General features: G+C 63.5%; 25 protein-coding genes. 12 read left to right on the forward strand and 13 right to left on the reverse strand.

The window, feature by feature from the left end:
• Nucleotides 1–98 precede the first annotated feature (98 nt).
• Nucleotides 99–2,573, forward strand: a complete 2,475-nt coding sequence (locus AC1IN8_RS15355) for a glycogen/starch/alpha-glucan phosphorylase (RefSeq protein WP_139434303.1) — start codon at nucleotides 99–101, stop codon at nucleotides 2,571–2,573.
• A 63-nt stretch (nucleotides 2,574–2,636) separates the two neighbouring features.
• Here AC1IN8_RS15355 and AC1IN8_RS15360 read toward each other — a convergent pair whose 3' ends face one another.
• The 3 genes from AC1IN8_RS15360 to trxC form a co-directional block, all read right to left on the reverse strand.
• Nucleotides 2,637–3,191 carry a cytochrome b/b6 domain-containing protein gene (locus AC1IN8_RS15360; protein WP_479759515.1) on the reverse strand — a complete coding sequence of 185 codons (555 nt, stop codon included), beginning with the start codon at nucleotides 3,189–3,191 and terminating at the stop codon, nucleotides 2,637–2,639.
• A gap of 302 nt (nucleotides 3,192–3,493) precedes the next feature.
• Nucleotides 3,494–4,879, reverse strand: a complete 1,386-nt coding sequence (locus AC1IN8_RS15365; protein WP_139434304.1) for an SLC13 family permease — start codon at nucleotides 4,877–4,879, stop codon at nucleotides 3,494–3,496.
• A gap of 154 nt (nucleotides 4,880–5,033) precedes the next feature.
• Entirely contained in the window at nucleotides 5,034–5,474 is a 441-nt protein-coding gene (trxC, locus tag AC1IN8_RS15370) for a thioredoxin TrxC (protein ID WP_139434305.1), read from the reverse strand.
• Nucleotides 5,475–5,628: 154 nt separating this feature from the next.
• On the opposite strand from trxC, the gene AC1IN8_RS15375 reads away from it, so the two are divergent.
• The 3 genes from AC1IN8_RS15375 to AC1IN8_RS15385 all read left to right on the forward strand — a co-directional run bounded on the left by AC1IN8_RS15375 (nucleotide 5,629) and on the right by AC1IN8_RS15385 (nucleotide 12,167).
• Nucleotides 5,629–8,427 (forward strand): response regulator, encoded by a 2,799-nt coding sequence (locus tag AC1IN8_RS15375; protein ID WP_479759476.1) that lies wholly within the window; start codon nucleotides 5,629–5,631, stop codon nucleotides 8,425–8,427.
• A gap of 142 nt (nucleotides 8,428–8,569) precedes the next feature.
• Nucleotides 8,570–10,306: an ABC transporter transmembrane domain-containing protein gene (locus AC1IN8_RS15380; protein WP_479759478.1), complete on the forward strand. Its 1,737-nt coding sequence runs from the start codon at nucleotides 8,570–8,572 to the stop codon at nucleotides 10,304–10,306.
• Between the two features lie 109 nt (nucleotides 10,307–10,415).
• Nucleotides 10,416–12,167: an ABC transporter transmembrane domain-containing protein gene (locus AC1IN8_RS15385; protein WP_479759480.1), complete on the forward strand. Its 1,752-nt coding sequence runs from the start codon at nucleotides 10,416–10,418 to the stop codon at nucleotides 12,165–12,167.
• A gap of 57 nt (nucleotides 12,168–12,224) precedes the next feature.
• On the opposite strand, the gene AC1IN8_RS15390 is transcribed toward AC1IN8_RS15385, so the two are convergent.
• Entirely contained in the window at nucleotides 12,225–13,406 is a 1,182-nt protein-coding gene (locus AC1IN8_RS15390; RefSeq protein WP_479759481.1) for a hypothetical protein, read from the reverse strand.
• 430 nt (nucleotides 13,407–13,836) lie between these two features.
• Between AC1IN8_RS15390 and AC1IN8_RS15395 the strand changes: the two genes are divergently transcribed.
• On the forward strand, nucleotides 13,837–14,310 hold the full coding sequence (locus AC1IN8_RS15395) for a DUF4442 domain-containing protein (RefSeq protein ID WP_139434310.1): 474 nt from the start codon (nucleotides 13,837–13,839) through the stop codon (nucleotides 14,308–14,310).
• A gap of 144 nt (nucleotides 14,311–14,454) precedes the next feature.
• Here AC1IN8_RS15395 and ybcJ read toward each other — a convergent pair whose 3' ends face one another.
• From ybcJ to AC1IN8_RS15415, 4 genes are all read right to left on the reverse strand, one after another.
• Nucleotides 14,455–14,688, reverse strand: a complete 234-nt coding sequence (gene ybcJ, locus AC1IN8_RS15400) for a ribosome-associated protein YbcJ (RefSeq protein WP_010674882.1) — start codon at nucleotides 14,686–14,688, stop codon at nucleotides 14,455–14,457.
• A gap of 173 nt (nucleotides 14,689–14,861) precedes the next feature.
• Complete coding sequence (locus AC1IN8_RS15405) at nucleotides 14,862–15,266, reverse strand: MaoC family dehydratase (RefSeq protein ID WP_319916172.1); 405 nt, start codon at nucleotides 15,264–15,266, stop codon at nucleotides 14,862–14,864.
• On the reverse strand, nucleotides 15,263–17,047 hold the full coding sequence (locus tag AC1IN8_RS15410) for a class I poly(R)-hydroxyalkanoic acid synthase (protein ID WP_479759483.1): 1,785 nt from the start codon (nucleotides 17,045–17,047) through the stop codon (nucleotides 15,263–15,265). Before AC1IN8_RS15410 ends, AC1IN8_RS15405 begins: the two co-directional genes overlap by 4 nt.
• A 92-nt stretch (nucleotides 17,048–17,139) precedes the next feature.
• The gene (locus AC1IN8_RS15415) at nucleotides 17,140–17,490 is read right to left on the reverse strand and encodes a phasin family protein (RefSeq protein ID WP_139434313.1); all 351 of its coding nucleotides are present in this window, start codon (nucleotides 17,488–17,490) and stop codon (nucleotides 17,140–17,142) included.
• A gap of 304 nt (nucleotides 17,491–17,794) precedes the next feature.
• Between AC1IN8_RS15415 and AC1IN8_RS15420 the strand changes: the two genes are divergently transcribed.
• From AC1IN8_RS15420 to pdxY, 3 genes are all read left to right on the forward strand, one after another.
• The gene (locus tag AC1IN8_RS15420; RefSeq protein ID WP_202045843.1) at nucleotides 17,795–18,358 is read left to right on the forward strand and encodes a VC2662 family protein; all 564 of its coding nucleotides are present in this window, start codon (nucleotides 17,795–17,797) and stop codon (nucleotides 18,356–18,358) included.
• 78 nt (nucleotides 18,359–18,436) lie between these two features.
• A complete protein-coding gene (locus tag AC1IN8_RS15425; RefSeq protein ID WP_479759484.1) occupies nucleotides 18,437–19,192 on the forward strand; it encodes a DUF429 domain-containing protein in 756 nt (251 codons plus the stop codon).
• Nucleotides 19,193–19,527: 335 nt separating this feature from the next.
• Nucleotides 19,528–20,403 carry a pyridoxal kinase PdxY gene (pdxY, locus tag AC1IN8_RS15430; protein WP_139434316.1) on the forward strand — a complete coding sequence of 292 codons (876 nt, stop codon included), beginning with the start codon at nucleotides 19,528–19,530 and terminating at the stop codon, nucleotides 20,401–20,403.
• 38 nt (nucleotides 20,404–20,441) lie between these two features.
• Here the strand turns inward: pdxY and AC1IN8_RS15435 are convergent, their stop codons facing one another.
• The 4 genes from AC1IN8_RS15435 to AC1IN8_RS15450 all read right to left on the reverse strand — a co-directional run bounded on the left by AC1IN8_RS15435 (nucleotide 20,442) and on the right by AC1IN8_RS15450 (nucleotide 22,669).
• Nucleotides 20,442–20,735, reverse strand: coding sequence for an antibiotic biosynthesis monooxygenase family protein (locus AC1IN8_RS15435; RefSeq protein WP_429170558.1), 294 nt, complete (start codon nucleotides 20,733–20,735; stop codon nucleotides 20,442–20,444).
• A 114-nt stretch (nucleotides 20,736–20,849) separates the two neighbouring features.
• Nucleotides 20,850–21,356 carry a GNAT family N-acetyltransferase gene (locus tag AC1IN8_RS15440; protein WP_139434317.1) on the reverse strand — a complete coding sequence of 169 codons (507 nt, stop codon included), beginning with the start codon at nucleotides 21,354–21,356 and terminating at the stop codon, nucleotides 20,850–20,852.
• A 351-nt stretch (nucleotides 21,357–21,707) separates the two neighbouring features.
• Nucleotides 21,708–22,100 (reverse strand): NUDIX hydrolase, encoded by a 393-nt coding sequence (locus tag AC1IN8_RS15445; protein ID WP_479759486.1) that lies wholly within the window; start codon nucleotides 22,098–22,100, stop codon nucleotides 21,708–21,710.
• On the reverse strand, nucleotides 22,097–22,669 hold the full coding sequence (locus AC1IN8_RS15450) for a class IV adenylate cyclase (protein WP_479759488.1): 573 nt from the start codon (nucleotides 22,667–22,669) through the stop codon (nucleotides 22,097–22,099). Before AC1IN8_RS15450 ends, AC1IN8_RS15445 begins: the two co-directional genes overlap by 4 nt.
• Nucleotides 22,670–22,939: 270 nt before the next feature.
• Here AC1IN8_RS15450 and AC1IN8_RS15455 point away from each other — a divergent pair, with 270 nt between their 5' ends.
• From AC1IN8_RS15455 to AC1IN8_RS15470, 4 genes are all read left to right on the forward strand, one after another.
• Nucleotides 22,940–23,785 (forward strand): DUF5718 family protein, encoded by an 846-nt coding sequence (locus tag AC1IN8_RS15455; RefSeq protein WP_479759489.1) that lies wholly within the window; start codon nucleotides 22,940–22,942, stop codon nucleotides 23,783–23,785.
• 129 nt (nucleotides 23,786–23,914) lie between these two features.
• Nucleotides 23,915–24,247: a YnfA family protein gene (locus AC1IN8_RS15460; RefSeq protein ID WP_171273871.1), complete on the forward strand. Its 333-nt coding sequence runs from the start codon at nucleotides 23,915–23,917 to the stop codon at nucleotides 24,245–24,247.
• A 34-nt stretch (nucleotides 24,248–24,281) separates the two neighbouring features.
• Nucleotides 24,282–24,743 carry an N-acetyltransferase family protein gene (locus AC1IN8_RS15465; RefSeq protein WP_479759491.1) on the forward strand — a complete coding sequence of 154 codons (462 nt, stop codon included), beginning with the start codon at nucleotides 24,282–24,284 and terminating at the stop codon, nucleotides 24,741–24,743.
• A gap of 49 nt (nucleotides 24,744–24,792) precedes the next feature.
• The gene (locus AC1IN8_RS15470; RefSeq protein ID WP_479759493.1) at nucleotides 24,793–25,233 is read left to right on the forward strand and encodes an acetyltransferase; all 441 of its coding nucleotides are present in this window, start codon (nucleotides 24,793–24,795) and stop codon (nucleotides 25,231–25,233) included.
• A gap of 69 nt (nucleotides 25,234–25,302) precedes the next feature.
• Here AC1IN8_RS15470 and AC1IN8_RS15475 read toward each other — a convergent pair whose 3' ends face one another.
• Nucleotides 25,303–26,685, reverse strand: a complete 1,383-nt coding sequence (locus AC1IN8_RS15475) for a DEAD/DEAH box helicase (protein ID WP_202045836.1) — start codon at nucleotides 26,683–26,685, stop codon at nucleotides 25,303–25,305.
• Nucleotides 26,686–26,749: the final 64 nt, after the last annotated feature.

Genomic DNA, 26,749 nt, shown 5'->3' on the forward strand with positions numbered 1-26,749 from the left:
TAGCTAGTATGCCCACGCCGGAACATATTCTGAGATAACAACAGCGCCGGTCCCTCAAGGGGATAACATTTTTTATTTGTAACGAAGGAAAATGGTTTATGGCTACCAAGAAGAAGACAGACCAGGATCTCCAACTGGATAAAGATCAGCTCAAGGCGAGTATCGTGCGTCACCTGCGTTCTACCTTGGGTACAAGCGAACAGAAAGCCTCTCCCGAAGCATGGTGGAAAGCGACCGCTGCCGCCGTCAACGAACAGGTGTACGAGCGCCTGACCCGTACTCAGCAGACTCACTTCAAGAAAGATACTCGTGCGATTCACTATCTCTCTGCTGAATTCCTGATGGGGCGTTTGACCTCCAACAACCTGCACAACCTCTCCCTGTACAAGACTTGCGAAGAGGCCCTGGGTGAACTCGGTCTGGAACTGACCGACCTGTGCGAGCAAGAGCCGGACATGGCCCTTGGCAACGGCGGCCTGGGCCGTCTGGCCGCCTGCTTCATCGACTCCCTGGCCACCCTGAATTACCCGGCGGTGGGCTACGGCATCCATTACGAGCACGGCCTGTTCCGTCAGGAGATCCAGGATGGCCGCCAGATCGAGCGCCCGGACTCCTGGCGTGAATATGGCAACCCCTGGGAGATCTGCCGCCCCGAGTCGGTGCAGGAGATCCCGCTCTACGGCTACGTGGAAACCGTGTTCGGTGACAAGGGCGGCCTGAAGAAGGTGTGGCACGCCGGTCGCAAGATCAAAGGGGTGCCCTGGGACATTCCTGTGGTGGGCTTTGGCGGTCACACCGTTAATATCCTGCGCCTGTGGGAATCCCGCGCCTCCGAGTTCTTCGACTGGGACGTGTTCAACGCCGGTGGCTACATCGACTCCCAGGCAGAGAAGGCCCAGGCCGAGACCATCTCCAAGGTGCTCTACCCGAATGACGAGACAGATGCAGGCAAAGAGCTGCGCCTGATCCAGCAGTACTTCTTCTGTGCCTGCTCCATCAAGGACATCATGCGCCGCTACAAGCGGGTTCATGGTTCGGATTTCCGCAACTTTGCCGCGCAAATTGCCATCCAGCTCAACGATACCCACCCGACGGTGGCCATCCCCGAGTTGATGCGGGTGCTGGTGGACGAGGAAGACTTGAACTGGGATGCCGCCTGGGCCATCTGCTATCAGGTCTTCTCCTACACCAACCACACCCTGCTGCCGGAAGCGCTGGAGAAGTGGTCCGTCAGCCTGTTCGAGAAGGTGCTGCCCCGTCATCTCGAGATCATCTACGAGATCAACGCCCGCTTCCTGAACGAGCTGGTGGAGCCCAAGTGGCCGGGCAACGACGCCATCAAGGCCAAGCTCTCCATCATCGAAGAAGGGGACGTGCGCAAGGTACGCATGGGCAACCTGTGCGTCATCGGCTCCTCCAAGGTGAACGGCGTGGCCGAGATCCATTCCAAGCTGGTGAAAGAGGATCTCTTCCCCGAGTATGCCGAGCTGTGGCCCGAGAAGATGTGCAACGTCACCAACGGCGTGACCCCCCGTCGCTGGCTGCTGGCCTGCAACCCCGAGCTTGCCGCCCTCTACAACGAAGTGGTGGGCAAGGAGTGGCCGCTGCAGCTGGACAAGCTGCGCAGCGTGACCAAGTTTGCCGACGACAAGGCGTTCCAGCAGCAGTTCATGACCATCAAGCGTCACAACAAGGAGAAGCTGGTCAAGGTCATCAAGGCGGAAACCGGCATCGATGTCTCGGCCGAGGCGATCTTCGACGTCCAGATCAAGCGTCTGCACGAGTACAAGCGCCAGCAACTGAACCTCATCCACATCATGGCGCTCTACCGCCGTCTGCTGGCGAACCCGGACTATGACATGCACCCGCGGGTGTTCATCTTCGGCTCCAAGGCGGCGCCCGGTTACAAGCTGGCCAAGGACATCATCTACGCCATCAACAAGCTGGCGGAGCGGGTCAACAACGACGCCCGCATCCAGGGCAAGCTGAAAGTGGTGTTCATGCCGAACTACCGGGTGAGCCTGGCCGAGAAGCTGATCCCGGCGGCGGATGTCTCCGAGCAGATCTCCACCGCAGGTTATGAAGCCTCAGGTACCGGCAACATGAAGATGGCACTGAACGGCGCCATCACCATAGGCACCCTGGACGGCGCCAACATCGAGATCGCCGAAGAGGCGGGGGCCGAGAACTGTGCCATCTTCGGCCTGAACGTGGACGAGGTGAAGTCCCTGAAGGCGCGCGGTTACAATCCGTACGACTTCTACTACGCCAACTCCGAGCTCAAGGCGGTGCTGGACTGGTTCGACACCGACTACTTCACGCCGGGTCGCCCGGGGGAGCTCGCCTCCATCAAGCGCTCCTTGCTGGAAGGGGGAGATCCCTACCTGACCCTGGCCGATTTCGCCTCCTACTCGGAAGCGCACAAGCTGATCGATACCTGGTATCGGGATCCGGCGCTGTGGGCGAAGAAGGCCATCATCAACTCGGCTACTATGGGCAAGTTCAACTCCGACCGCTCCATCCAGGACTACGTGGATCGGATCTGGAAATTGAAGAGCTGCAACGTCGGCTGACCACTCCCAATATGAAAAAACCCCGCATCGCGGGGTTTTTTTATCTCATCTGGCTGAGGTGCCTCAGCGCTTGTCGACGATCTCGGTGTCGGCTGGTACGCGCTTCCTGCCGGTGATCATGGCCCTGATGAGATCCCCCCGGGTCAGGCGATCGAGGACGATGACCGCCAGCACATGGATGAAGATGGCGATCTGCAGCGCCTTGGCAAAGAATTCGTGGAGCTCCTCCATGAGCTCCTCATCAAACAGCTGCTCGTACCCCGTCATGATCCCGGTGACGGCCGTCCCCACCAGACAGGTCAACAGCAGCAGTATCATCAAGGCGCCCAGCGGATTGTGGCCGGCATGATAGGGGTGTCTGCCCTGCCAGCTGGTCTGCAGGTAGCGGCCCAGGCGGGCCGGGGTCGGAAACCACTGGGCAAACCTGGCGTAGTCGGAGCCGACAAATCCCCACAGGATGCGCAGCACCAGCAATCCGGCCAGGGCGTACCCGACATAGCGGTGATTGAGTCTGCCCTCCTCCAGGATGAACAGGTTGAGCACGCACAGCAGGACGGTAGCCCAGTGAAATACCCTGATCAGGGGATCCCATACCCTGATGGCCCTGCCGCTTCCCATCGATTTCGCCATGATTTTTTCCTCTCATTGTGATGCATACCGACTTTCCATGCGCCTGTTGCCGGCGCGCCCTTGTCCGCATCATGGAGGCACTTTCTTAAGGCCGTGTTAATGGCCCGGGGCGCGTCACAGGGCAGGGCCGGTGGCAAGGAGAGGGGGAGGGGCTGGGGAAGATACGCTGGGGGGGGAAGAATAAACAGAGCCCCGACGGTGCGGGGCTCTGGTGTTTCAACGGGCAAGGTGGATGACGGCTCAGGGGCTTGCTCCGTCAGCATCCTCAGGCCCATCTGCCTGGCCGGGGATCAATGGAGGATGTCACCCATGAAATAGGCCAGCAGGGTCAGGATGACGGTGAACACCAGGTTCAGCACCAGACCGGCGCGCATCATCTCCCGCTGCTGGATGTGACCGCTGGCGAAGACGATGGCGTTGGGCGGCGTGGCCACCGGCAGCATGAAGGCGCAGGAGGCCCCGACGGCGATCAGCACGGACACGACGATGGGGGAGACCCCCAGCGCCTCGGCCACACCGGCGAACAGCGGCACCAGCAGGGCGGCGGTGGCGGTGTTGGAGACCAGCTCGGTCAGGAACACCACGAAGGCGGCAAGGCAGAGCAGTATGATGAAGATGGGCATGGTGGCGAGCGCACTGGAGAGGTGCTCCGCCAGGAAGGCGTTGGCGCCGGTCTGCTTGAGGATGGCGCTTAAGGTCAGGCCACCCCCGAACAGCAGCAGCACGCCCCAGTCGGTGTTCTGATTGATGTCATCCCAGCTGGCGACCCGGCTGACGGCGATGGCCAGGATGGCGCCCATGGCGATCAGGGTATCGAACTGGGGAATGCCGCCGAGCGCCGCGGCGATGGGCTGGGAGCCAATCCACAGCAGCACTGTGGTCAGGAAGATGAGCAAGGTGGTCTTGCGCTGGCCGGTCCACTCTATGGTGACCTGCTCGGTGCTGACCTGGTGCGACAGGTTGGGGCGCGTCACCCAGTAGAGCAGGCCTATGCCCACCGGCATGAAGATGAGCACCACCGGGATGCCGAACTTCAGCCAGTCGGTGAAGCCAAGTCCCATCTGGGCGGCGGCGATGGCATTGGGGGGGCTGCCCACCAGGGTGCCGATCCCGCCGATGCTGGCGCTGTAGGCGACGCCAAGCAGCACGAAGACCAGGGTGCGACGCTCCTTGTGAACGTCGAGTCCCTTGAGCATGCCGAGGGCGAGCGGCATCATCATGGCGGCGGTGGCGGTGTTGCTGATCCACATGGAGAGCGCCGCCGTGATGGTGAACAGCACTATGGCTGCCCAGCCCAGGTGCCCCTTGGCCAGCTGCATCACCTTGGCGGCGATCTGGGTATCCAGCCCCTGCTTGGAGAGGGCCGCCGCCAGGGCAAAGCCGCCGAAGAAGAGGAAGAGGACAGGGTTGGCGAAGTCGGTCAGCGACTTGCTCATGTCAAACACCCCGAGCAGGGTGGCGAGCACCGGGATGGACAAGGCCGTGATGGTGATGTTCACCGCCTCGGTCAGCCAGAGGATGGCGATGAAGATCAGGATGCCGAGGCCTTTGTTGATCATGGGATCAAACGGAAGCCAGGCGAGCATGGCACAGAGCAGCAGGAGATCCAGAATGACGATCCCGGCCTTGATGTCCAGCCAGCGTGTAGGGGCGGAAGGGACTGCAGAGGTATGCATGTTGTTCTCTCGGTTAATTTATGGTTGTTGTTGTGTTGCCGAGGTTACATTTATCCCCCTGTTTGAAACAGGGGGATATGGTCAAAGCATGTGGCGACTCACAGAGTCAAGTGAAAATGGATCTGACATTAAACAGAAATTAAACATTTCGTTTTCATTTGGGTGCTGCCGTGACGGACAGCAACCACTCCTTGAACAGGCTCTTGGGCAGGGAGCCGCTGCGCTGAGCCAGGATCTGCCCCCCTCTGAAGATCATCAGGGTCGGTATGCTGCGAATGGCATAGCGGCTGGCGATGGCGGCCTCCTGTTCGGTGTCTAGCTTCACGAAGCGGATGCGGGGTTCGAGCTCCTGGGCTATCTCTTGAAAGACGGGGGCGAACTGCAGGCAGGGGCCGCACCAGCTGGCCCAGAAGTCGACTACCACCGGTATGTCGGACTGGATCAGGGCATCAAAGTGCGCCATGCGACCCGACACCGGGGAGTGGGAAAACAGGGGCTGGTGGCAGCGACCGCACTTCGCACTGGCGTCCAGCTTGTCGCCGGGCAGGCGATTGCGGGTAAAGCAGTGGCTACAATAGGTAGTGACAAGTGACATAATTGGCTCCTTTATTCATGGCCCGGCAACATCTTTATTGCATTCACAGAGCAGACTAACGGTAACATAGTGCTCAGTTGTTTTTCACACTCGGCTGTCTGGCCCTGACCCAGGGTCACCGGATGGCCGACCATGACATGAGAATCGAGACGGGATGAAGAGTGTTGCACGGGACAATGGTGTTGTCTTTGGCCTTATCATCGTATCGCTGCTGGCGTTTTCTGCCTATTGCTGGCAGTTGCTGAGCCAGCAGCAACGCGCCTCCGATCTGAGCGTGGCCGCAGAGCTGGTCCTCAACCGGGTCAATACCGACACCGTCTATCTGCTGGGACGCGAGAAGGCCAGCGATGGCAGCGTACAGCAGCGCCTCAGCCTGCTGTCGAGCAGCCTGGATCGTTTCGTGAGCCAGGTGCGCGAAGACCCGGGGTCGGTGGATGATCCCAAGTCCCAGGCGCTGCAACGGGATATAGATGGTTATCTGCTGGATCTCGCCAGGCTCTACACCATGGAGATGACCATCGAATACCTGGCGCCCCGTTTCCAGGGCCAGCTCAAGGCGCTGCTGGCAACCCTGCCGGCCGGGGCCGAGCAAGCCCGCGATCTCACCGAGCTCGCCCGCCTGAGCCACTACCTCAGGCGCAGCTGGGACACGAGCGAGCAGAGTCAACTGCAGCAACTGCAACGGCGGCTGATGGAGACCTACCCCGGGCAGCCCAAGGTCATGGCCCTTACCCGGCTCAGCCAGGAGCTCAACCAGCAGGTGATGGAATACCATCGCCTGCGCAACCAGATCGTCGAGATGAAGGGGCTGGCCTCGCTGCCGGCCTGGAAGCAGAGCAAGCTGGACTTGGCCTCTTCCCTCAAGAGCCGCTTCTACCTGATAGTACTGGGGGGCGCGCTGCTCTGCTTCTCGCTGGTGGCTGCGACCCTGTGGCGCCGCAACCAGAAGCTGAGCGAGCTGTCCCGCCACGCCGCCTTGCTGGCCCAGGCCAAGAGCGACTTCCTGGCCAACATGAGCCACGAGATCCGCACCCCCATGAACGCCATCATCGGCTTCAGTGCCCTGGCGCTGCAGACCAAGCTCGATCAGCAGCAGCGGGACTATCTCAACAAGATAAAGTCATCGTCCGATACCTTGCTGCTGCTCATCAACGACATCCTGGATCTCACCAAGGTGGAGTCCGGCAAGCTGACCCTGGAGGAGATCGACTTCGATCTCAGCGAGCAGCTCGACTCCCTGGCCGCCATGTTTGCGGATCTGGCGGAGCGCAAGCAGATCGAGGTCATCATCAACAAGTCGCCTGCGGTGCCCGATTTCCTGCGCGGCGATCCGCTGCGCCTCGGCCAGGTGCTGGTCAACCTGGTCAACAACGCCATCAAGTTCACCGAGCGGGGGGAGGTGGAGGTGGCCATCACTCTAGTCAATCAATACCCGATGCGGGTCTGCTTCAGCGTGCGGGACACCGGCATCGGCATAGCGCCGGAGAAGCAGGCGCAGCTGTTCCAGCCCTTTACCCAGCTGGAGGCGGGCAACACCCGCAAATATGGCGGCTCGGGGCTCGGGCTCAACATCTCCCAGCGGCTGGTGGGGCTGATGGGGGGGGAGATCAGGGTGCAGAGCAAGCCCGGGGTGGGCTCCACCTTCCTGTTCGAGATCCCCCTGTCCCAGGCGGTCTATGGGGTCTCCGGGCGCCGGGTCTTCTTCGATCACCAGCCCCTCATCCTGATGATGGATGACAACGAACTGGTGCTGGAGCTCGCCAAGGACATACTGGGCCGGGCCGGCGCCTCGGTGATCGCGGTCAACAGCCTCTCCCGCGCCCGCCAGGCGCTGCGTGAGGAGGGCCACCACATCCGGCTCGCCATCCTCGACTGGCGCATGGGGCAGGAGGACGGCCTGGATCTCGCCCTCGAGATGTATCAGCACAGCCAGTGGCGGCGCCTGCCCATACTGATGACCAGCGCCTGGTCCAGGGAGGGGCTGCACGGGCGCATGGAGAGCATGGGGCTGACCCACTTCCTGCCCAAGCCCATGACAGAGAACGCCCTGCTGGCCAAGGTGGACGAGCTGCTCAACGGCAGCTCCCACGACAACAAGGTCCGTCAGGCCGAGGCGCAGGGGGATCAGCAGCACTTCAGGGAGCTGCTGCACGGGACCCGGGTGCTGCTGGCCGAAGACAACCGCGTCAACCAGCAGCTCATCATGGAGTACCTGCGCCGGGTCGAAGCCGTGGTCACCGTGGTGGACAACGGGCGCGAGGCGGTGGAGCAGGTGGCGGAGCAGCCCTTTGACGTGATCCTGATGGATTTGCAGATGCCGGTGCTCGACGGCCTGGATGCGACCCGCCAGATCCGCAAGATGGTGGACAAGCACGACGTCCCCATCATAGCGCTCACCGCCAGCGCCATGCCGGGGGATCGGGAGCGCTGCCTCGGGGTCGGCATGAACGGCTATGTCACCAAGCCGGTGAGCAAGCTGGATCTCTACAACAACCTGCTGCAGTGGGTGAAGAGCGCCAGCGGCGAGCGGCGGGTGCCGCTCGAGGTCAAGCCGCCGGATCTGATGGGGGTGCTGGATCTGGAGGATGCCCTGCACCGGCTGGAGCAGGACAGGGAGGCGCTGCAGATCCTGTTCAAGCTCTTCCTCTCCGAGCACAAGGACGATCTGTGGGACATTCGCTCCGCCCTGCGTCGCCAGCAGCCCGAGGTGGCCTGCCGCCTGCTGCACACCTTGAAGGGGGTGTCGGCCAACATCTCCGCCTCCCGGCTGCAACTGCTGGCCGGCGAGCTGGAGTGGCGACTGCGGCTGCAAGAGGAGCTGAGCGAGGGGGAGCTCAACCAGTTGCAGCAGGTCTTCACCCAGACCCGGGAGGAGGTCTCCCACTTCCTGCTGACCGGCGAGCAGCAGGAGTCGGTTGCCTTCCCGTTCTCCTCCCCAGACAAGCGGCTGTGAACCGGTGAGATAGCAATCGTTCTCAAGTCGTCCGCTTCAGGCTATGATGACCCACTCCCATCGCCCCCACCTCGGGGGCGATTGTATTGAGCTTCTCTTATGACCACGCGGCCCCCGCTGTGCCGCGAGCAAGGACTTTACTGTGAGCGTATTTTTGCGGCTTGGCTGGTTTTTCAAGGATCAGTGGCGGCGTTATCTGATGGCCATCTCATTGCTGATGATGGTGGCCCTGTTGACCGTGATCCCCCCCAAGGTGGTGGGCTGGGTAGTGGATGGCATCGCCAGGGGGGAGCTCGATGACGGCACCCTGATGGGCTATCTGGCGGGGCTGCTGGGCCTTGGGCTGCTCATCTATCTGCTGCGCTACGTGTGGCGGGTCATGCTGTTTGGCGCCTCCTACCGGCTCGCCTATGTGCTGCGCAACCGGCTCTTTACCCACTTCACCCGCATGAGCCCGGATTTCTATCAGCGCCACCGCACCGGCGATCTGATGGCCCACGCCACCAACGACATCCAGGCGGTGGAGATGACGGCCGGGGAGGGGGTGCTGACCCTGGTGGACTCCTTCATCGTCGGGATCCTGGTGCTCTCCATCATGTGCAGCCAGTACTCCTGGCAGCTGACCCTGCTCTCCCTGTTGCCGCTGCCGGTGATGGCCTTCTTCATGAACCGCTTTGGCACCCAGATCTACAAGGAGTTCAAGGCGGCGCAGGGGGCCTTCTCCCGGCTTAACAACAAGACCCAGGAGGCACTCTCCGGGGTGCGGGTGCTCAAGTCCTACGCGGTGGAGTCCCTCGAGGATCAGGGCTTCGCCGAGCTGACCCGCCAGGCGGGGGAGCGCAACATGGCGGTGGCCCGCATCGATGCCAAGTTCGATCCCGTGATCTATCTGTGCATCGGCTGCTCCTACTTCCTGGCGGTGGCCGGCGGCAGCGCCCTGGTGCTGCAGGACAAGCTGACCCTGGGGGAGCTCACCAGCTTCACCATGTACCTGGGTCAGCTTATCTGGCCCATGTTCGCCATCGCCTGGCTGTTCAACATCATAGAGCGGGGCAGCGCCGCCTACTCCCGTATCGAGAGCATGCTGGGGGAGCGCAGCGACATCGAAGAGCCGGTCCGGCCCGCGGCCTTTGTCTCGGCTCTGCCCCTTGAGGCCAGGGGCCTGGGTTATCGGCTGGAGCAACGCAGCCTGCTTGCGGGCATCGACTTTGCCCTGCAACAAGGAGGCATGCTGGGGGTGGTGGGGCGCACCGGGGCGGGCAAGAGCTCCCTGCTCAAGCTTCTGATGCGGCTGGCCAATCCCACGGCCGGTACCATTGCCATGGGGGGCGTGCCCATCGAGCAGCTGCCCCTGGGCACCCTGCGCAGCCAGTTTGCCTACGTGCCACAGGAGCCCTTCCTCTTCTCCACCACCATCGCCGCCAACATCGCCCTCGGCAAGCCGGAGGCGAGCCGGGAGGAGATAGAGCGGGTGGCCCGCATCGCCTGCGTCCACGACGACATCTCTCGTTTCCCCAGGGGGTATGAGACCGAGGTGGGGGAGAAGGGGGTGACCCTCTCCGGCGGCCAGAAGCAGCGCCTCGCCATCGCCCGCGCCCTGCTGCTGGCGGCGCCTGTCCTGGTGCTGGACGACGCCCTGTCGGCGGTGGATGCCCACACCGAGCAGCAGATCCTGTTGGCGCTCAAGGCCCACAGACGGACCCTCATTCTGGTGAGCCACCGCATGACGGCGGTGGAGCAGGCCGACGAGATCCTGGTGCTGGATCAGGGAGCCATCAGCGAGCGCGGTACTCACGGCGCCCTGATGACCCACAACGGCTGGTACGCGGACATGGTGCGCTATCAGCGGCTGGAACAAGACGTGGAGGAGAGCCTGTGAGTTCGACGATGAGACGAGTGGTACCCCTCATCCCCAACCCTTCTCCCGCAAGGGGAGAAGGGGGCAAAGAGAGTCAATTCCCTGAGAGTGCTGTGCTGGAGGCAAGCCTGTGAACCCGATCATCAAACGGCTGCTCGCCTATTGCGCCCGTTACCCCCGCTGGCTGGTGCAGGCGGGTGTCTGCCTGCTGCTGGCCACCGGCGCCGAAGTGGCCGGGCCCCTGCTCATCAAGCTCTTCATCGACGACTATCTGGCGCCGCGCCAGCTGGTGTGGCCCGACATCGCCGCCCTTGCCGCCGGTTATCTCGGCCTGCAGGTGCTCTCGGCGGCGGGGTTCTACCTGCAATCCCTGCGCTTCAACCGCATCGCCCAGGCGGTGGTGCAGCGCCTTCGCGAGCAGGTGTTTGCCACCGCCATCCGGCTGCCTGCCCGCTACTTCGACAAGCACCGCTCGGGCTCCCTCATCTCCCGCATCACCAACGACACAGAGGCAATAATGAACCTCTATGTCCAGGTGATAGGGCTCTTGGTGCAAAAAGTGGTGCTCTTGTGCGGCATCCTCATCTCCATGGCGCTGCTGGATCTGCGCCTGATGCTGGTGTGCGCCACCCTGCTGCCGGCGGTGGGGGCCGTGATGTGGCTCTACCAGAAATTGAGCGTGCCCGTGGTGCGGGCGACCCGTAGCCTGCTCTCCGACATCAACAGCCGGCTCAACGAGTCCCTGCAGGGGATGCCGGTGATTCAGGCCATGGTGCAGGAGCGCCACTTCGCCAATGCCTTTGCCGAGGTGAACCAGCAGCACTGGCAGGCCAGGATCAAGAGTCTCAAGATCAACGGCATACTGCTGCGCCCCCTCATCGATCTCTTCTACATGATGGTGCTCATCGGCCTGCTGGCGCTGTTTGCCCATGAGGGGCTGAGCACGGGCAGCGCCATCCAGGTGGGGGTGCTCTACGCCTTCATCAGCTATCTGGGGCGCATGATCGAGCCCCTGATCGAGATGACCAACCAGCTCAACCAGCTGCAGCAGGCCATGGTGGCGGGGGAGCGGGTCTTTGCCCTGCTGGACGAATCCCGGGAGAGCACGCAAGGGGAGAGCCCTGCGTTGCAGGGGCGGGTCAGCTTCGAGGGGGTGAGCTTCTCCTACGATGGCCAGCAACCGGTGCTGCAGGAGGTGAGCTTTGCCACCCGTCCCGGCCAGATGCTGGCGCTGGTGGGCCACACCGGCAGCGGCAAGTCCACCATCATCAGCCTGCTGATGGGCTTCTACCCGCTGGATCAGGGCTGCATCCGTTTCGATGATCACCCCATGAGCGCACTGTCGCTCTCGGCGGTGCGCCGCAGCATAGGCCTGGTGCAGCAGGATCCCTTCATCTTCGTCGGGACCCTGGCGGACAACCTGCGCCTTGGCCGTGACGGCATCGATGAGGCGCGGCTCTGGCAGGCCCTGGAGGAGGTGCAGCTGGCCGCCTTCGTGCGCCACCTGCCAAAGGGGCTGGAGACCCTGATGGAGGAGGGGGGCAAGAACCTCTCCGCCGGTCAGCGCCAGCTGCTCTCCTTTGCCCGCGCCCTGGTGGGGGATCCGCGGATCCTCATCCTGGACGAGGCGACCGCGAGCGTGGACTCCCAGACCGAGCTGGCGCTCTCCCAGGCGCTCTCGGCGGCGCGCCGTGGCCGCACCACCATCGCCATCGCCCACCGGCTCTCCACCATAGTGGATGCGGACGAAATTCTGCTGCTCTCCCGCGGTCAGGTGAGCGAGCGCGGCACCCACGCCGAGCTGATGGCGCTGGGGGGCCACTACGCCCAGCTGTTCGAGATGCAGAGCCAGGGGGCCTGGCTCGAAGAGAAACGGGCCTGAGGTTCCTCATAAAAAACAGCCGGCAGATGCCGGCTGTTTTTTTATATGGGAAGTGCCTCAGACCGTGGCCTTGCGCCGTGCGATCAGCTTGGGCTCCAGGGGCGGGAAGTCGTCGTTGAAGAAGGTGTCGGCTTCCTCGATCTGGGCCTTGCGCTGCTTCTGGATGAAGTTGTCGAAGTCGCGCTTGATCTCCGGATCCTTCAAGGCCTCGTAGTCGAACACGTTGGCGGCGTAGAGGTAGTTGAAGTGGATGTCGACGAACTCGGCGCTGGCACAGGCGGAGGTGAACTTGCTGTTCTGGCGGTCGAAGTTGACGCGGTACTGCTTGATCTTCGGCACATAGACCAGCTCGCTGCCCACCTTGAACACTTCCACCGTGATGCCCACCGTGATGGTCTTGTAGAAGTCCTTGTTGTTCTCCACCCCGAAGCGAATGGCATCCCCCTGCTTTTGCAGGAACTTGTTGAAGCTCGCCAGCGCCGTGGTGCCCTGGCTCACCACCACGTCCATGATGAAGTTGATGAAGTCGGTGGCGATGCTGAGCCCCTTGATGTGGCGGCTGTAGCTCTGCTGATCGATCTTGCTCGGCCCCATCAGGGGGATCTTGGAGAGGGCCCTGGCCCAGAGATCCGCGTCCGTCTTGTACTGCTCGCCATAGGCCTCGGCGTAGCGGTTGATGTAGGCGGTGACCACAGAGGTGATGGCGATGAGGTAGGCCTTCTGCTCCGCCAGCCTGGCCATGACGGCGGGATCGTCCAGCAGCTCGTTGGCGACGATGAACTCCACCAGACCGTCCTTGTCGGCATAGGGATCGCCCCCCACATTCCTGGCGGCGGTGGGCAGGTTGACGTCGTTGAAGAAGGCCTCGGCCTCGGCGAACTGATCATGGTTGCTCAGCCGGTTGGCCGGGGCCTCGCGCACCAGCTGGCAGAGCACTATCTCGGCCTCGTAGTCCGACTCGCGCCACAGGGGGGCCTGGGCCTGGTTGCCGAAGGTCTTCTTGTAGGCGAGGTTGAAGTCGAACAGCACAGAGCTGCAGCCGCAATCCATGGCGAAGTCGACGGCGTAGCTGAGCGGCCCGGTGGGCAGGGGCTTGCTCATCCTCCCCTTGGTGCTGAGGTTGGCATAGCACTTGAGGTACTCCCGGCCAAACAGCTCAAAGGCACGGTTGTTGTTGAAGTCGAGCAGGAAGGTACCGGCGCTCTCGCCCCCGTTGAACAGCTGTTGAACGTTACTCATCTCTCTATCCTTATGCTGAGATTGGTGTCACAGGATGGCTCGGTGCCGAGTGGCCATGCACGAGCCAGCAGAGCCTAGCGAGGGGGGCGGTATTTCGTTACTGTGACTAATCCCAGTGGCGCTGGCGGATGAGTGGGCTAGCGCCGGGGCAACCCCGTTTATCGTTAGCTTTCATCCGACTAGGGCTGTCATGAAAGTGCCATATGAGTTCTTTCTTGAAAAAAGACGCCGCCCTCGGGGGAAAATGGCGTCGCTGTGGCGGCGAATGCCCGGGCCCATCATTTGCCCATCGAATGCAACGGCGCCCATCATTTGATTTTCAAATGCACCCGGGAGCCGATCGCCCTCACAACGACGGCAATGGAGGCTTGTCTATTGGGGTGGTGACTGGCAACATTTCGTTCACACTCACTCATCGGATCAGTTTGCAATGGACCTGCAACGCTTCAAAGCCAATCTGGCACTGCGCCTGTTCGCCTGGCGCTATATTCCCGTCATCGGTTTTTGCGCCCCCGTCATCGAGGAGATGAACGCCAGGGCGCTGCGCATCCGCATTCCCCTCGGCTGGCGCACCCGCAACCACCTGGGCAGCATGTACTTCGGGGCGCTCGCCACCGGCGCCGACCTGGTGGGGGGCTTGCTGGTGATGGAGAAGGGGCGGGCAAGGCGCAAGAAGGTGCATTTTGCCTTCAAGGATGTGCAGGGGGAGTTTCTGAAGCGCCCCGAGGGGGATGTGCAGTTTGACTGTGCGGCCGGGGAAGCCATCGACGCCATGATAGACGAGTCCCTGGCGACGGGGCAGCGCATCAACCGCCCCATCCAGGTGGTGGCCACCTGCCCGTCGCTCAACGGGGATGAGGCGATGGCGCGCTTCGTGCTGACCCTGTCGATCAAGGCCAGCTAGCCCGCCACAGTGTGCTGGCAGGGCGGGGGCAAGGGTCCGCGGATCTCGGGGTGGGCCCTTCCTTCACCACGGCCTTTATGCCGCTCAAGTTGACCGCCAGCCCGGCGACTGTGCTGGGCAGCGCTTGGGGGGCAGATCTCGGGCTTAGAGGATCTCGGGGCTGACGCCTTCTTTCACCACGACCTTCATGCCGTTGAAGTTGACCACCTGCTCGGCCACTATCTTGCAGCGTTTGCGGGTCTCGACCTGACCGTCCACTTCCACCAGGCCCTCGGCGACCAGCGCCTTGGCGGCACCGCCACAATCGGCCCAACCCTGATGCTTGATCAGGTCACACAAGGCAACGAAGGGGTGACCTTCGAGCAGAAACGTCTCCATGGGAAATCCTCTAGCTGGATGAATGCCTACACGGCAGGGCGGCCATTTTAGGCAGTTAGGCGGGGCAGGGAAAGGGCCTGGGCCCAATTGCCCCGAAAAAGGGGTAAGCGGAGCGGGGGAATACAATCAGCCCGGCGAGGGCCGGGCTGATTGTATCTGTGTGCCGTCGGTGCTCAAGGCCGCTTGACCACGGCTTCCCCCGTCACGGCGAGGGCGCCGCCTTGGGTGAAGATGCGGGTGGCCAGGGTGGCGATGGGCTTGTCATCTCGCAGGGCAATCACCTCCACCTCTGCCGTCACCTCGTCCCCGACAAAGACCGGCAGCTTGAAGCTGAGGCTCTGGCCCAGATAGATGCTCCCCTTGCCCGGCAACTGCTGGCCCAGCAGCCCGGAGAAGAGGCTGGCGAGCAGCATGCCGTGGACGATGGGGCGCTCGAACGCCGTGGTGGCGGCGAAGGCCGGATCCAGGTGCAGGGGGTTGAAGTCCTCCGAGAGCGCGGCGAAGGCGGCCACCTCAGTCGCCCCGAACCGCTTGCTGAGACGGGCCTTCTGGCCTACTTCCAGGGGCAGTGGGCTCATGCGGCGTCCTCCTCGGTGGCACTGGCATACACCGGGTTGAGCCGCACCTTGACATAGTGGCCTGGGGCGGGGGCCAGCCCCTCCGCCGGGACCCGCGCAGGAACGGGCTCCGCCCCTTCGTCACGGCTCTGGATAAAGCCCATCATCTCGGGCCACCAGGAGCCGGTCTGGTGCGTCGCCCCAGCAAGCCAGCTCTCCGGACTCTCGGCCTCGTCCCCGTTGTGCCAGAAGCCGTACTTGTTGGCGGCTGGCGGGTTGATGATGCCGGCGATGTGGCCCGATTCCGCCAGGAGGAAGCGCTGCTCCCCGCCAAACAGCTTCATGCCCTGCCAGGTGCCCTGCCAGAGGGCGATGTGATCGTCCACCGCCGACACCAGCAGCACGGGGGTCTTCACCTTGGCGAGATCGATGCGGGTGTTGCGGATCTTGAGCTCCCCTTTCACCAGCTGGTTCTCCAGGTAGAGACGGCGCAGCAGGCTGTTGTGGGTCTTGCCCGCCACATGGGTGCTGTCGCTGTTCCAGTGCAGCAGATCGAAGGCCACCGGGCTCTGCCCCTTGAGGTAGCTGTCGATGTAGTAGTTCCAGTAGAGGCTGTTCTCCCGCAGCAGGCTGAAGGAGACAGCCAGCTGGCGCCCGTCCATGATGCCCTTGGCCTCATTTTGCGCCTCGAGCGCCGCTATGATGGGCTCGTGGATGAAGATGCCAAGCTCCCCGGGCTGGGAGAAGTCCAGCAGGGTGGTGAACAGGGTGGCGCTGCGCACCCGCTGCTTCTGGCGCCGCGCCGCCAGCCAGCCCATGGCGAGCGACAGGGCAGTGCCACCGATGCAGTAGCCGATGCCGTGCACCTCCCGCTCGCCGGTGGCCGCCTCCACGGCGTCTAGGGCGGCGATGACGCCGTCCACCACGTAGTCGTCGAGGTCGACCTGTGCCTGTGCCACCCCAGGGTTGCGCCAGGAGATCATGAACACCGTCTGGCCCTGGGCGACCAGCCAGGCCACCAGGGAGTTCTGGGGCCGCATGTCCATGATGTAGTACTTGTTGATGAAGGGGGGCACGATCAGTACCGGCGTCTTGCCCACCGTCTCGGTGGTCGGGCTGTACTGGATGAGCTCGTAGAGCTCGGTGCGCTGCACCACCCGGCCCGGGGTGGTCGCCAGATCCCGGCCGAGCTCGAAGGCGGATTCGTCGGTCAGGCGGATGTTGAGCTGATCGGCGCTGCGCTCCAGATCCTCGGCCAAGAGGGCCAGCCCGCGCACCAGGTTCTGGCCGTCGGACTCCAGGGTCAGCTTGAGCAGCTCCGGGTTGGTCGCCAGGAAGTTGCTGGGGGCCATGGCGTTGACATACTGGCGGGTGAAGAAACGCAGCCGCTCCCGGCTCTTCTGGGGGACGCCTTCCAGGGCATCCACCGAGGCCAGCAGGTGCCTGGCGGTGAGCAGGTAAGACTGCTTGAGGTAGTCATAGAGGGGTTGTTCGCTCCAGGCCTCGGCCTTGAAGCGGCGATCGCTGCGCTCCGGGGTGATCACCGGCTCGCTCTGCTGGCCTGCGCTCTTGAGCAGGGTGTGCTGCATCAGCTTGAGCTGATCCTGCCACCAGTTCATCTGGGCCTGGATCAGTTGCCAGGGTTGCTGGCTGCCCTGCTCCAGCACCTGGCCCAGATCGTCCAGATTGGTCTGCAGCAGCGCCTGGGCGGTGCGCTCTGTCTGGGCCTTGGCCATGGCCAGCAGCTTCTCGTTGTAGTGGGCCAGGGCCTCGAACAGCGGGCCATAAGATGGTTGGCTCATGTGCTCTCCTTCACCCACACCCGCGGCGGGAACTCGCCCGCACCGTCGAGTCGTGGGGAGATGTGGCTGCCCGAGCGGGCAGCCAGGGGTTATCAGGCCTTGCCCGTGCTCTTCTTGATGCCGTCCGCGGTCAGGGCATCCAGCTCTTCCTTGAACTGTACCCCGAGGGCGTTGAGCTTCTGGATGTCGTCCAGCATCTGGCGGGAGAGCTGGCTGGCGGTCTCCAGTTGCACCGTACCCAGGGCAGCCAGACTCTGGGCATCCTGCACCTTGCTCACGGCCTGCAACTGGTTGAGGCCCAGTTCGGCGTAGGCGTTGGCGGAGGCCAGCTGCAACCGGGTCAGCTGCTCTATGTTGCTGGCCAGCAGCTGGTTGTAGCGGGTGAGGGGGGCGGCGAAGCCTTGCATCTGCTCGGTAAAGCTCTTGATCACGTCCATATTCATCATCGGTCTCCAGTTCGGCAGAACAGTGTTGTTGTGGGCCAATCGGCCCTTTTTACGGGTACTGCATGTCATCCCTGTTTACGTGTTGCTTGCTCTGTTCAAACACACGTTTGAGCATTCTGCAACCAAATACGGTTTGGTGTAAATGACATAAATGTTAATTTCTGTTTGAATTTTTATGTCAGCGCCGCCCGCCGGGGGGCCTGGGTCAGACGAGAGGTGACGCACTGGACCCGGCGCGGCCTCGTCCCGCCAGCGCCGCGCTGGTAGGCTGGCACGTCACTCAGACTGCCAAGGAATCCCGATGAAACCTCTCGCCCTGCTGCTCGGTTGCACCGCGCTGACCCTCGCCGGTGTCGCCCAGGCCAGCACCCCGGTCCAGATCTCCCTGCCCGGCATCAACCTGCCAGCCTCCCACCAGGTGGAAGGGGCGCGCGCCTCCTTCCTGTATGGCCGCACCGGTCAGGTGAAGGGCATCGATCTGCCGGTGTTTGCCCTCTCCGACGTGGATCAGTTCACCGGTCTGCAGCTGGGCATCTTCTTCGGCGCCGCCCGGGTGCGTCACCAGTTCGGCGGGGTCGCCATCAACGCCGTCAACTGGCACGAGGGGCAGGACACCGGGGTCAACCTGGGCTTCGTCAACCTGACCAACAACGTGCAGGGGCTCAACTGGGGGGCGGTCAACATCGCCAAGGGCAATGCCCTGGCCAACCTCGGCTTCGTCAACTATGCCGAGCGCACCACCTTCCAGCTTGGCTTCATCAATGCCACCAAGCACCTCGATGGCCTGCAGATAGGTCTTGCCAACTACGCCGAGAACGGCATCTTCCCCATACTGCCCCTCATCAACTTCAAGAAATCCTTCTAGCAGGGGCGCACGGTCTTGCTTTAGGGGACGCAGCCATTACCCTGTGCACCATCAATAGTGCGCAGAGGTGACAGGGGCATGACAACGGAACACTTGGATGCCATCGGCATCGGTTGGGATGTGAGGGGCTGGCAGGGCAATGCCCAGGCGGTGGCCGTGGTGGGCTGGCAGGCCCGCACGCAGCAGTTGCACTGGCTCGGGATCTCCCCCCTGTTCCGGTTGAGCTCCCGGGTGGCGCCGGATCTGGACGCCTTGCTGCGCCCGGCGCTGCAAGACGAGATGGCGCTGATGCAGGTGCTGGCCTGCCCGCGACTGGCGCTCGGCATCGATGCCCCGCTGGCCTTTCCCCGCGCCCTCGGCGAGCTGCTGGCGGGGAGGGGAGTCGAGTGCGCCGTGCCCCAGCGGGAGATAGACAACCCCTATGCCTATCGGGACTGCGAGCGCTGGCTGCATCAGCAATACGGCAAGAAGCCGCTGTCTGCCACCTTCGACAGGCTCGGCAACAACGCCACCCTGGCGCTCTCCATGTTGCCGCGCCTTGGGGATCTGCAGCTTGTGCCGAGGCTCGAGCCTCGGGCCGAGCGCGCCGTGCTGGAGGTCTATCCGGCTCTTGCCAAGGTCGCAGGCAAGGCTTCACCTGCCAGGGAGGAGATAGCGGCCTCCTTGCCGGCTGATGTGGTGGCCGGGACGGATCGTTACGACGCCGCCCTCTGCGCCCTGATGGCGCTGCAATATGCCGCCGGGGGAGCGGCCGCGGCCCTGCCGGAGCTTGTCTCTGCGCCCTCCGACTTCCCCCTGGACGAAGGCTGGGTCTATCACTTCGCCAGGCCTTAAACCTCAACTACAAAGCCCGGGGTCATAGGCACCGGGCTCAGTGCCCTCCATGCCTCATCGCTCTTCCTCATTTTTTCTCCCGCCATCCGCCGTTCTGTATTAAAAATGCTCTCATATGCCATCAAGCAAGAGTGTGAAGAGCCCATGTTACACCGACGAGACCGAGGCGGGCCTGGTTCGCCAGGTTGAGCAAGGGCGGCGGGGGTTGGCGTAACACTCCATTGAATGGTCTTTTTGCCGCATAAATGGCGAGGGTTGCCGGGAATCGCTGGCAGAGCCCGCTCTGCATCCGATATATTGCCCGCTTTCCTCATGCTTCTTCAGTGGTGGTGTCGATGAAACGCATTCTCTCTATCCAGTCCCACGTGGTATTTGGCTGTGCCGGCAACAGCGCCGCTGTCTTTCCCATGCGCCGTCTCGGCATGGAGGTCTGGCCCGTCAATACGGTGCAGTTTTCCAATCACACCCAGTACGCGGCGGGCTGGCAGGGGATGGCGATGCCCGCCGGCCATATCAGCGCCCTCTGTCAGGGGTTGATGGATATCGAGGTGCTGGGGCACTGCGATGCGGTACTGAGCGGCTACCTGGGATCGGCGGAGCAGGGGAACGAGATCCTGGCGGTGGTCGCGGCCGTCAAGGCGGCCAATCCGGCGGCCATCTATTTTTGCGATCCCGTGATGGGCCACCCGGAGAAGGGGTGCATAGTCGCCCCCGGCGTGACCCGCTTCCTCACCGAGCAGGCGCTGCCGGTGGCGGACATCATGGCCCCCAACCTGCTGGAGCTGGAGACCCTGTGCGGCGCCCACCTGACGACCCTGGCCCAGACCCGTGCCGCCGCCCACCAACTGCTGGAAAGCGGCGTCAAGATGGTGCTGGTCAAGCACCTGGGGCGCGCCGCCAGTGATCCCGGCCGTTTCGAGATGCTGCTGGCCACCCCCGAGGGGGATTATCTCATCGCCCGGCCGCTCTACGAGTTTGCCCGCCAGCCGGTGGGGGTGGGGGATCTCATCAGCGCCCTGATGCTGGCCAACCTGCAGGCGGGGTTTGATGCGGTGGCCGCCTTCGAGCGCACCAACGCCGCGGTCGATGCGGTGCTGCGCCAGACCTGGCAGGCGGATGCCTACGAGTTGCAGTTGATCGCGGCCCAGGCCGATTTCGCCGAGCCGCGGATCGCACACAGGGCCGAGCGCCTGGCAGGCGAGGTGGCCTGATGCGGCAACCGTGATCGGCCAAGCTCATCCTTGGCTGATCAAGGTTGTACCGCCTGAAAATGCTCCACAGTGGGGAAGGGATCGTAGAAGTGATGGAGCAGCGCCTTCCACTCCTGGTACTGGGGGGAGCCGCGAAAGCCCTGGGTATGATCCTCGAGCCGTTGCCAGTTGACCAGCAACAGGTAGCGGTGTGAGTCGGTCAGTGAGCGTTGCAGCTGGTGGCCGGCGTAGCCGGGCAGGGTGCTGATGATGCGCTGGGCCTGCGCGAATGCCTGCTCGAAGGCGGCAGTCTGGCCCGGGATGATCTGCAGCGGGGCGACTTCCAATATCATGATGGCTCCTTGCCGTCTCTGGATGAAGGGGTCATTTGAGCAGTGAACGCACCAATAAACAAGGCCAGCCTCGGGGCTGGCCTTGTTGCGTTGGGCCTTTGGGCTTCTCGCCCCTCAGAGCTGCTTGTAGAAGAACTGGGTCGCCGCCAGGGTGCCGTCCGCGTTGCGGGCGAAGTCCGGGATCTGACCGGCCTCCTGGTAGCCCAGCTGGCGGTAGAGGGTGGAGGCGATGTCGCCGACCCGGGTGTCCAGCACCAGCAGGGTGCGCCCGGCCTCCCGGGCCCCTTGCTCCATGGCCTGCATGAGGGCGCGGCCCACCCCCTTGCCGCGGGCCTGGCTGTGTACCATCAGCTTCTCCACCTCGGCCCTGTGACCGCCGTTGGCCTTGGTGCACAGGGAGAGCTGCAGGGCGCCCACCAGGTGGTGCTGATCGAAGGCCACCCAGAGCTTGCGCACCCCGTCGGCCAGCTCCCCTTCGATGCCTTGCCAGTACTCCAAGCCCCGCTCTTCCTGCAGGGGAGGCAGGAAGCCCACCGAGGCGCCGCTGGCCACGCAATCTTGCAGCAGTGTGATCAACGCAGGCTTGATGCCTCTGGTGCTATCGACCTCAAGGATCTCCATTGAAACTCCTCTTCTTGTATCCAATTGCCAAACGATTCGGGATTACGGTTCAATCTTGCTCTGTCAGCCGGTGTTCCTGGGACGGAGCTGGAAGCCTCTCCACGAGCCATCTCCCTAGCGGATCTGCCTCTGCTCAGCCAGCCACTGGAACAGCAGGCGGGGCATGGGAGATATTCGTCCATGGGCCATGCCGCTAGCGGATCAGTCCCTGCTCGGCCAGCCACTGGCACAGCGGGCGGGGCATGGGAGATATTCGTCCACGACCCATCTCCCTAGCGGATCAGTCCCTGCTCGGCCAGCCACTGGCACAGCGGGCGGGGCATGGGAGATATTCGTCCATGGGCCATCTCCCTAGCGGATCAGTCCCTGCTCGGCCAGCCACTGGAACAGCAGGCGAGAGACCGGGGAGATCTCGCCCAGATGGCGGCTGTCCAGCCAGCGCAGCTCGGCGATCTCTGCCGAGGCGGTGGGGCTGCCGTCGGCCTCGCCGGTGTAGCAGCGCAGCCTGACTTCAACCCCTTGCGGCTTGCCGTCGGCCTGGGCGCTGAACTCGCAGGCGAGGCGCAGGGTCTCGGGTTTGAGGCTGACCGCCAGCTCCTCCGCTATCTCGCGCACCAGGGCCGCCTCGTCGCTCTCCCCCGATTCACGCTTGCCGCCGGGGATGTAATAGAGGGCCTTGCCGTGGGAGCGGGCACAGAGCAGTTGCCCCTCCTTGAAGGTGAGCCAGGCGAGTTTGTCGATCATGGGGCTGATTCCTCTTGTCGAAGGTGGGCGGACTGCTCGCACAGGGTGCGATAGGAGCGGGTTTCCCGCATCTCGGGGCCGAGCCCCAGCCGGGCGGCCAGCGCCAGCAGTTGCTCCCGGTAAGCGGGCAGCGCGGCCTCCTCGTCGGTCATGATGGCGAGCTCGGCAAAATCGCCGATCCCGGCCAGGCAGTCCAGGGTCAGGTGGAAGGGGCCAAGGAAGTAGATGCTACGCCGCTTGTCGATGGTCAGCACCGGCTGGTAACCCAGGGTGCGCACCATGCTGATGGCCTTGTCCGCGTCCGTGATATTGACCGCCTCGCAGCGATCGGGCCCCGGTCCCTTGACTATCCAGAGCCGGATGCCGGAGGGCGCCATGGTGCGGATCACCAGGCTCTTCTGCTCCCTCGCCAGGGCGCGGTCCGCCGTGTCGAAGTAGCAGTCCTGCTCATGATTGTCCGCCACCATCACCTCGGGGCCGAGGGCCTCGAGGGCACGGAGGAAGGCCGCGCCATCCGTCAGGCGGTATTTGAACTCCACCTCGAAGCGACCCTGAAAATGTGTGGTCATGGCTCGGCACCGGCACCCAAACGAAAAATGAATAGGGCAGACTAGCAAAAGCGCGGGGCTCGCCCAAGCACCGGGATCACAGCTTGGCGCTGACTGCTCTCTTTATGACCATCTGGTGAGGGAAAATCCGCCCTGGTGCACAGCTTGCGGCCGGGCAACTGGGCGCCGCCAGGGGGCTGTGCTCTAATACGCTCCCTCTTTGGCGGTAGTGCTGCCGCCCTGAACATAGACAACGAGGCGGCGGCCCGGGCCGCGCCAATGGAGCCACAGATGCAGATCACCAGATTGAACCGCTTTATCGGATTGGGGGTGGCGGGCAACTTCGCCGGCCATCTGGAGCAGGCCGGCGAGGCGGCGGACTTCGTCGCCGTCAAGGTCGCGGACAAGGTTGCCCCCAAGGCGCTGTTCCCCTTCTATGTGCCGGATCATCCGGGCCAGCTCGGCGTCTTCCCATTGAGCGGCGAGGCCATCTTCCTGCCAGAGGCGGCGGTGAGCGGCGACGAGAAGGTGCAAATCGAACCCGAGGTGGCGCTCTGGTGCGAGCTGGAGTACGCGGGGGAGCAGGTGGTGGCCATCCATCCCAAGGCGTTCGGCGCCTACAACGACTGCTCCATCCGTCGCCCCAACGCCAAAAAGATCAGCGAGAAGAAGAACTGGGGGGAGGAGAGCAAGGGACTGGCTACCACTCTGCTGCCCCTCGGCCATTTTGCCCCGGGTTGCGAGCTCGACGATTACCGCATCGCCTGCTATCTGGAGCGCGATGGGGAGCTGCACCCCTATGGCGTCGACAGCGCAGCGGTGGACTACAGCTACTTCCATCGGCAGCTGCTCGACTGGGCCATCGACAAGTTCAACCATCAGCAGGATGAAGGTCCGGCCGAGCATATCCAGGGGCTGCTGGCCCAGGCGGGGCGCCCGGCCCACGCCCTCATCAGCATAGGCGCCACCCGCTACACCCCCTTCGGCGAGACTCACTTCCTCGCCCCCGGCGACACCGCCTGCGTGGTGGTCTACCCGGCCAGCCGTTACGACGAAGCGGATATTCGCGAGGCCATTGGCAGCCGAACCTTTGGCCCGGATGTCTCTGCCTTGCTACAGGCAGTCAGGGTCCGTTGACGCCTCCCTTCCCCCGCGCCCGTGGGGGAAGGATCTCCTTCCTTCTGGCCTGCGCCGTCGCCGTGCTTACATAACCCCATGAGTTGTTTTAACATTCAGCCTCTGTCACACCCTTGCTAGAGACCCATGATGCTGGAGTTCAAAACGATCGGGTTGTTTCTGATCACCGCGGTGGCCGAGATCGTCGGCTGCTATCTGCCCTATCTGTGGCTGACCCAGGGGCGGAGCGCCTGGTTGCTGCTACCCGCGGGCCTGAGTCTTGCCCTCTTTGCCTGGCTGCTCTCCCTGCATCCGACCGCCGCCGGCCGTGTCTATGCCGCCTATGGGGGCGTCTATATCTTCGTGGCCATCCTCTGGCTCTGGGCGGTGGATGGCATCAGACCCACCCTATGGGACTGGGTCGGCTCCGGGGTCGCCCTCACGGGCATGGCCATCATCATGTTTGCCCCCAGATCCGCATAGGGCGGCAGGGGCGCAGAAGATCAGGAGGGTTGCCATGGTGGTGATCAGAGAGTGCAGGGAGCAGGATCTGGCGGGTTTGCTCGGCCTTTACGCCGAGCTCAGGCCCCGGGATCCCGTGCTGACGCCATCGGTGGCGAGGGCGGCGCTCAGGCAGCTGCTGGCCGAGCCCGGGGTGCGACTCCTGGTGGCCGAGGTGGAGGGGCAGCTCGCCGCCACCTGCCAGCTCGGGGTGATCCCGACCCTGACCAACGGCGGCAGGCCCTTCGCCATCATAGAGCACGTGGTGACGGCCTCTGCGTTTCGGCGTCAGGGGTTGAGCCAGCAAGTACTGGCGCAGGCCCTGACCCTGGCCTGGGAGCTGGATTGCTACAAGGTGATGCTGCTGTCGGGGGAGGGGCGCGAAGAGGCCCATCGCCTGTACGAAAAGCTGGGTTTCAAGGCCGGCATCGAGAAGGGTTTTGTCATCAAGCAGGCCGAGGCCAGGGCGATCCCCTGACGCTGGGCCCCCCATTGCCAACGTTTACCAGAGATTGAGTCACAACATCATGAAGATTGAACAAGCGCAAACCGGGGATTACCAGGCCCTGATCGTCCTCTGGGAGGCCTCGGTGCGCGCCACCCATCACTTCCTGCAAGAGGCGGATATTGCCACGCTCAAGCCCCTGATCCTGGAGCACTATTTTGCGGCGGTGGATCTGGTCTGCGCCAGGGGAGAGGAGGGGGAAATAGCCGGTTTTTGCGGCGTGCACGATGGCAACATCGAGATGCTCTTCATCGCCCCCGAGGCGAGAGGGAGCGGGGTCGGCCGCCTGCTGGTGGCCCACGCCATCAATGGGCAAGGGGCGAGAAGGGTGGACGTCAACGAGCTGAATGCCCAGGCCCTCGGCTTCTATCAGCACCTGGGTTTCGAGGTGACGGGGCGCTCCCCCCTGGATGGCCAGGGCAAGCCCTATCCCCTGTTGCACATGGCCTTGGCCGCCGAGTAAGGGCGCCAGAGCATAAAAAAACCGCCCGAAGTGGGCGGTTTTTTTATGTCAGGTCGGCAAGGGGTTGCCTCACTCCTCGCTGGAGTTGTCCTGATAGTCGTCCCGCTGGGCCTTGGGCAGGCGGCGCATGGGGGTGAAGCCGATGTCTTCCCCCACGACCTCGCGCTTGCGGGCCGGGGCCGGCTTCTTGGGGCCCTTGCCTTTGGCCGCATCAGGCTTGCCTTTGGCATTGTTGCTCTTGGCGTTGGCATGGCCGCGGGCACGGGGCGGGTTTTGCACCGGCTTGCTGCCCGGCAGGGTCTGGCGGCTCGGCTTGCCGCTCGGCTCGTACCCTTCCAGGATCTCCACGGTCAGGGATTGACCGATCAGCGCCTCGATCTCCTTGAGCTGGCCCAGCTCGTCCTGGCTCACCAGGGAGATGGCCTCGCCGCCACGACCGGCGCGGCCGGTGCGGCCGATGCGGTGGATGTAATCCTCCGCCATCTGGGGCAGTTCGAAGTTGATCACGTGGGGCAGCTGATCGATGTCCAGGCCGCGAGCGGCGATGTCGGTGGCGACCAGCACCCGCACCTTGCCCTCGCGGAAATCGGCCAGCGCCCGGTTGCGGGCACCCTGGCTCTTGTCACCGTGAATGGCGACCGTATTGAGACCATCCTTTTGCATCTGCTGGGCGAGGCGGTCGGCGATCTGCTTGGTACGCACGAACACCAGCACCCGCTGCCAGTTGCCACGGCCGATCATGTGGGAGAGCATCTCCCGGCGGCGCTCCCGGTCGACCTGGATGACGCGCTGGGTCACCTGATCGGCGGCGGTGTTGCTGGGATCCACCTCGATCAGGGTGGGGTCCTTGAGCAGATCGTCCGCCAGCGCCTTGATGTCGCTCGAGAAGGTGGCGGAGAAGAGCAGGGTCTGCCGCTCTTCCGGCAGCGCCTTCATGATGCGGCGAATGTCGGTGATGAAGCCCATGTCCAGCATGCGATCCGCTTCATCCAGCACCAGCACTTCCAGGGCGCTCAGGGTGAGTGCCCCCTGGGTCAGCAGATCCAGCAGGCGGCCCGGGGTGGCGACCAGGATGTCGACCCCGAGCTTGATGGCGTCCAGGTTCGGCTTGATGCTGACGCCGCCATAGGCGATCAGGGTGCGGAACGGCAGATGATGGGCGTACTTGATGATGCTCTCGCCCACCTGGGCGGCGAGCTCCCGGGTCGGGGTCAGCACCAGGGCGCGGACCTGACGGCGGCCGCCACGGCCGTGGTTGGCCAGCAGGCGGTGCAACATGGGCAGGGTGAAACCGGCCGTCTTGCCCGTCCCTGTCTGGGCGCCGCCCAGCACGTCCTGACCGGCCAGAATGGCCGGGATGGCTTGCTGCTGGATGGGGGTGGGCTGTTCGTAACCCAGCTCCTTGACGGCCCGAAGGATATGCGGTGACAGACCCAGTTCATTGAATGACATGTTCGAGAGAAACTCCGAGCCTTGGGCTCAACGGGTGACGACAGCCTGGGCCCGTCACGACATG

Source organism: Aeromonas sp. 130281, from assembly GCF_056642115.1.

What these genes read in the sequence shown, in the direction of transcription:
- AC1IN8_RS15395 (WP_139434310.1), top strand. Translation starts at nt 13,837, where the DNA reads ATGGACCTGCAACGCTTCAAAGCCAATCTGGCACTGCGCCTGTTCGCC.
- AC1IN8_RS15410 (WP_479759483.1), bottom strand. Translation starts at nt 17,047, where the DNA reads ATGAGCCAACCATCTTATGGCCCGCTGTTCGAGGCCCTGGCCCACTAC.
- AC1IN8_RS15425 (WP_479759484.1), top strand. Translation starts at nt 18,437, where the DNA reads ATGACAACGGAACACTTGGATGCCATCGGCATCGGTTGGGATGTGAGG.
- AC1IN8_RS15365 (WP_139434304.1), bottom strand. Translation starts at nt 4,879, where the DNA reads ATGCATACCTCTGCAGTCCCTTCCGCCCCTACACGCTGGCTGGACATC.
- AC1IN8_RS15465 (WP_479759491.1), top strand. Translation starts at nt 24,282, where the DNA reads ATGGTGGTGATCAGAGAGTGCAGGGAGCAGGATCTGGCGGGTTTGCTC.
- AC1IN8_RS15475 (WP_202045836.1), bottom strand. Translation starts at nt 26,685, where the DNA reads ATGTCATTCAATGAACTGGGTCTGTCACCGCATATCCTTCGGGCCGTC.
- AC1IN8_RS15470 (WP_479759493.1), top strand. Translation starts at nt 24,793, where the DNA reads ATGAAGATTGAACAAGCGCAAACCGGGGATTACCAGGCCCTGATCGTC.
- AC1IN8_RS15355 (WP_139434303.1), top strand. Translation starts at nt 99, where the DNA reads ATGGCTACCAAGAAGAAGACAGACCAGGATCTCCAACTGGATAAAGAT.
- AC1IN8_RS15445 (WP_479759486.1), bottom strand. Translation starts at nt 22,100, where the DNA reads ATGATCGACAAACTCGCCTGGCTCACCTTCAAGGAGGGGCAACTGCTC.
- AC1IN8_RS15420 (WP_202045843.1), top strand. Translation starts at nt 17,795, where the DNA reads ATGAAACCTCTCGCCCTGCTGCTCGGTTGCACCGCGCTGACCCTCGCC.
- AC1IN8_RS15405 (WP_319916172.1), bottom strand. Translation starts at nt 15,266, where the DNA reads ATGAGCCCACTGCCCCTGGAAGTAGGCCAGAAGGCCCGTCTCAGCAAG.
- pdxY (WP_139434316.1), top strand. Translation starts at nt 19,528, where the DNA reads ATGAAACGCATTCTCTCTATCCAGTCCCACGTGGTATTTGGCTGTGCC.
- trxC (WP_139434305.1), bottom strand. Translation starts at nt 5,474, where the DNA reads ATGTCACTTGTCACTACCTATTGTAGCCACTGCTTTACCCGCAATCGC.
- AC1IN8_RS15440 (WP_139434317.1), bottom strand. Translation starts at nt 21,356, where the DNA reads ATGGAGATCCTTGAGGTCGATAGCACCAGAGGCATCAAGCCTGCGTTG.
- AC1IN8_RS15375 (WP_479759476.1), top strand. Translation starts at nt 5,629, where the DNA reads ATGAAGAGTGTTGCACGGGACAATGGTGTTGTCTTTGGCCTTATCATC.
- AC1IN8_RS15455 (WP_479759489.1), top strand. Translation starts at nt 22,940, where the DNA reads ATGCAGATCACCAGATTGAACCGCTTTATCGGATTGGGGGTGGCGGGC.
- AC1IN8_RS15460 (WP_171273871.1), top strand. Translation starts at nt 23,915, where the DNA reads ATGCTGGAGTTCAAAACGATCGGGTTGTTTCTGATCACCGCGGTGGCC.
- AC1IN8_RS15415 (WP_139434313.1), bottom strand. Translation starts at nt 17,490, where the DNA reads ATGAATATGGACGTGATCAAGAGCTTTACCGAGCAGATGCAAGGCTTC.
- AC1IN8_RS15435 (WP_429170558.1), bottom strand. Translation starts at nt 20,735, where the DNA reads ATGATATTGGAAGTCGCCCCGCTGCAGATCATCCCGGGCCAGACTGCC.
- AC1IN8_RS15450 (WP_479759488.1), bottom strand. Translation starts at nt 22,669, where the DNA reads ATGACCACACATTTTCAGGGTCGCTTCGAGGTGGAGTTCAAATACCGC.
- AC1IN8_RS15360 (WP_479759515.1), bottom strand. Translation starts at nt 3,191, where the DNA reads ATGGGAAGCGGCAGGGCCATCAGGGTATGGGATCCCCTGATCAGGGTA.
- AC1IN8_RS15390 (WP_479759481.1), bottom strand. Translation starts at nt 13,406, where the DNA reads ATGAGTAACGTTCAACAGCTGTTCAACGGGGGCGAGAGCGCCGGTACC.
- ybcJ (WP_010674882.1), bottom strand. Translation starts at nt 14,688, where the DNA reads ATGGAGACGTTTCTGCTCGAAGGTCACCCCTTCGTTGCCTTGTGTGAC.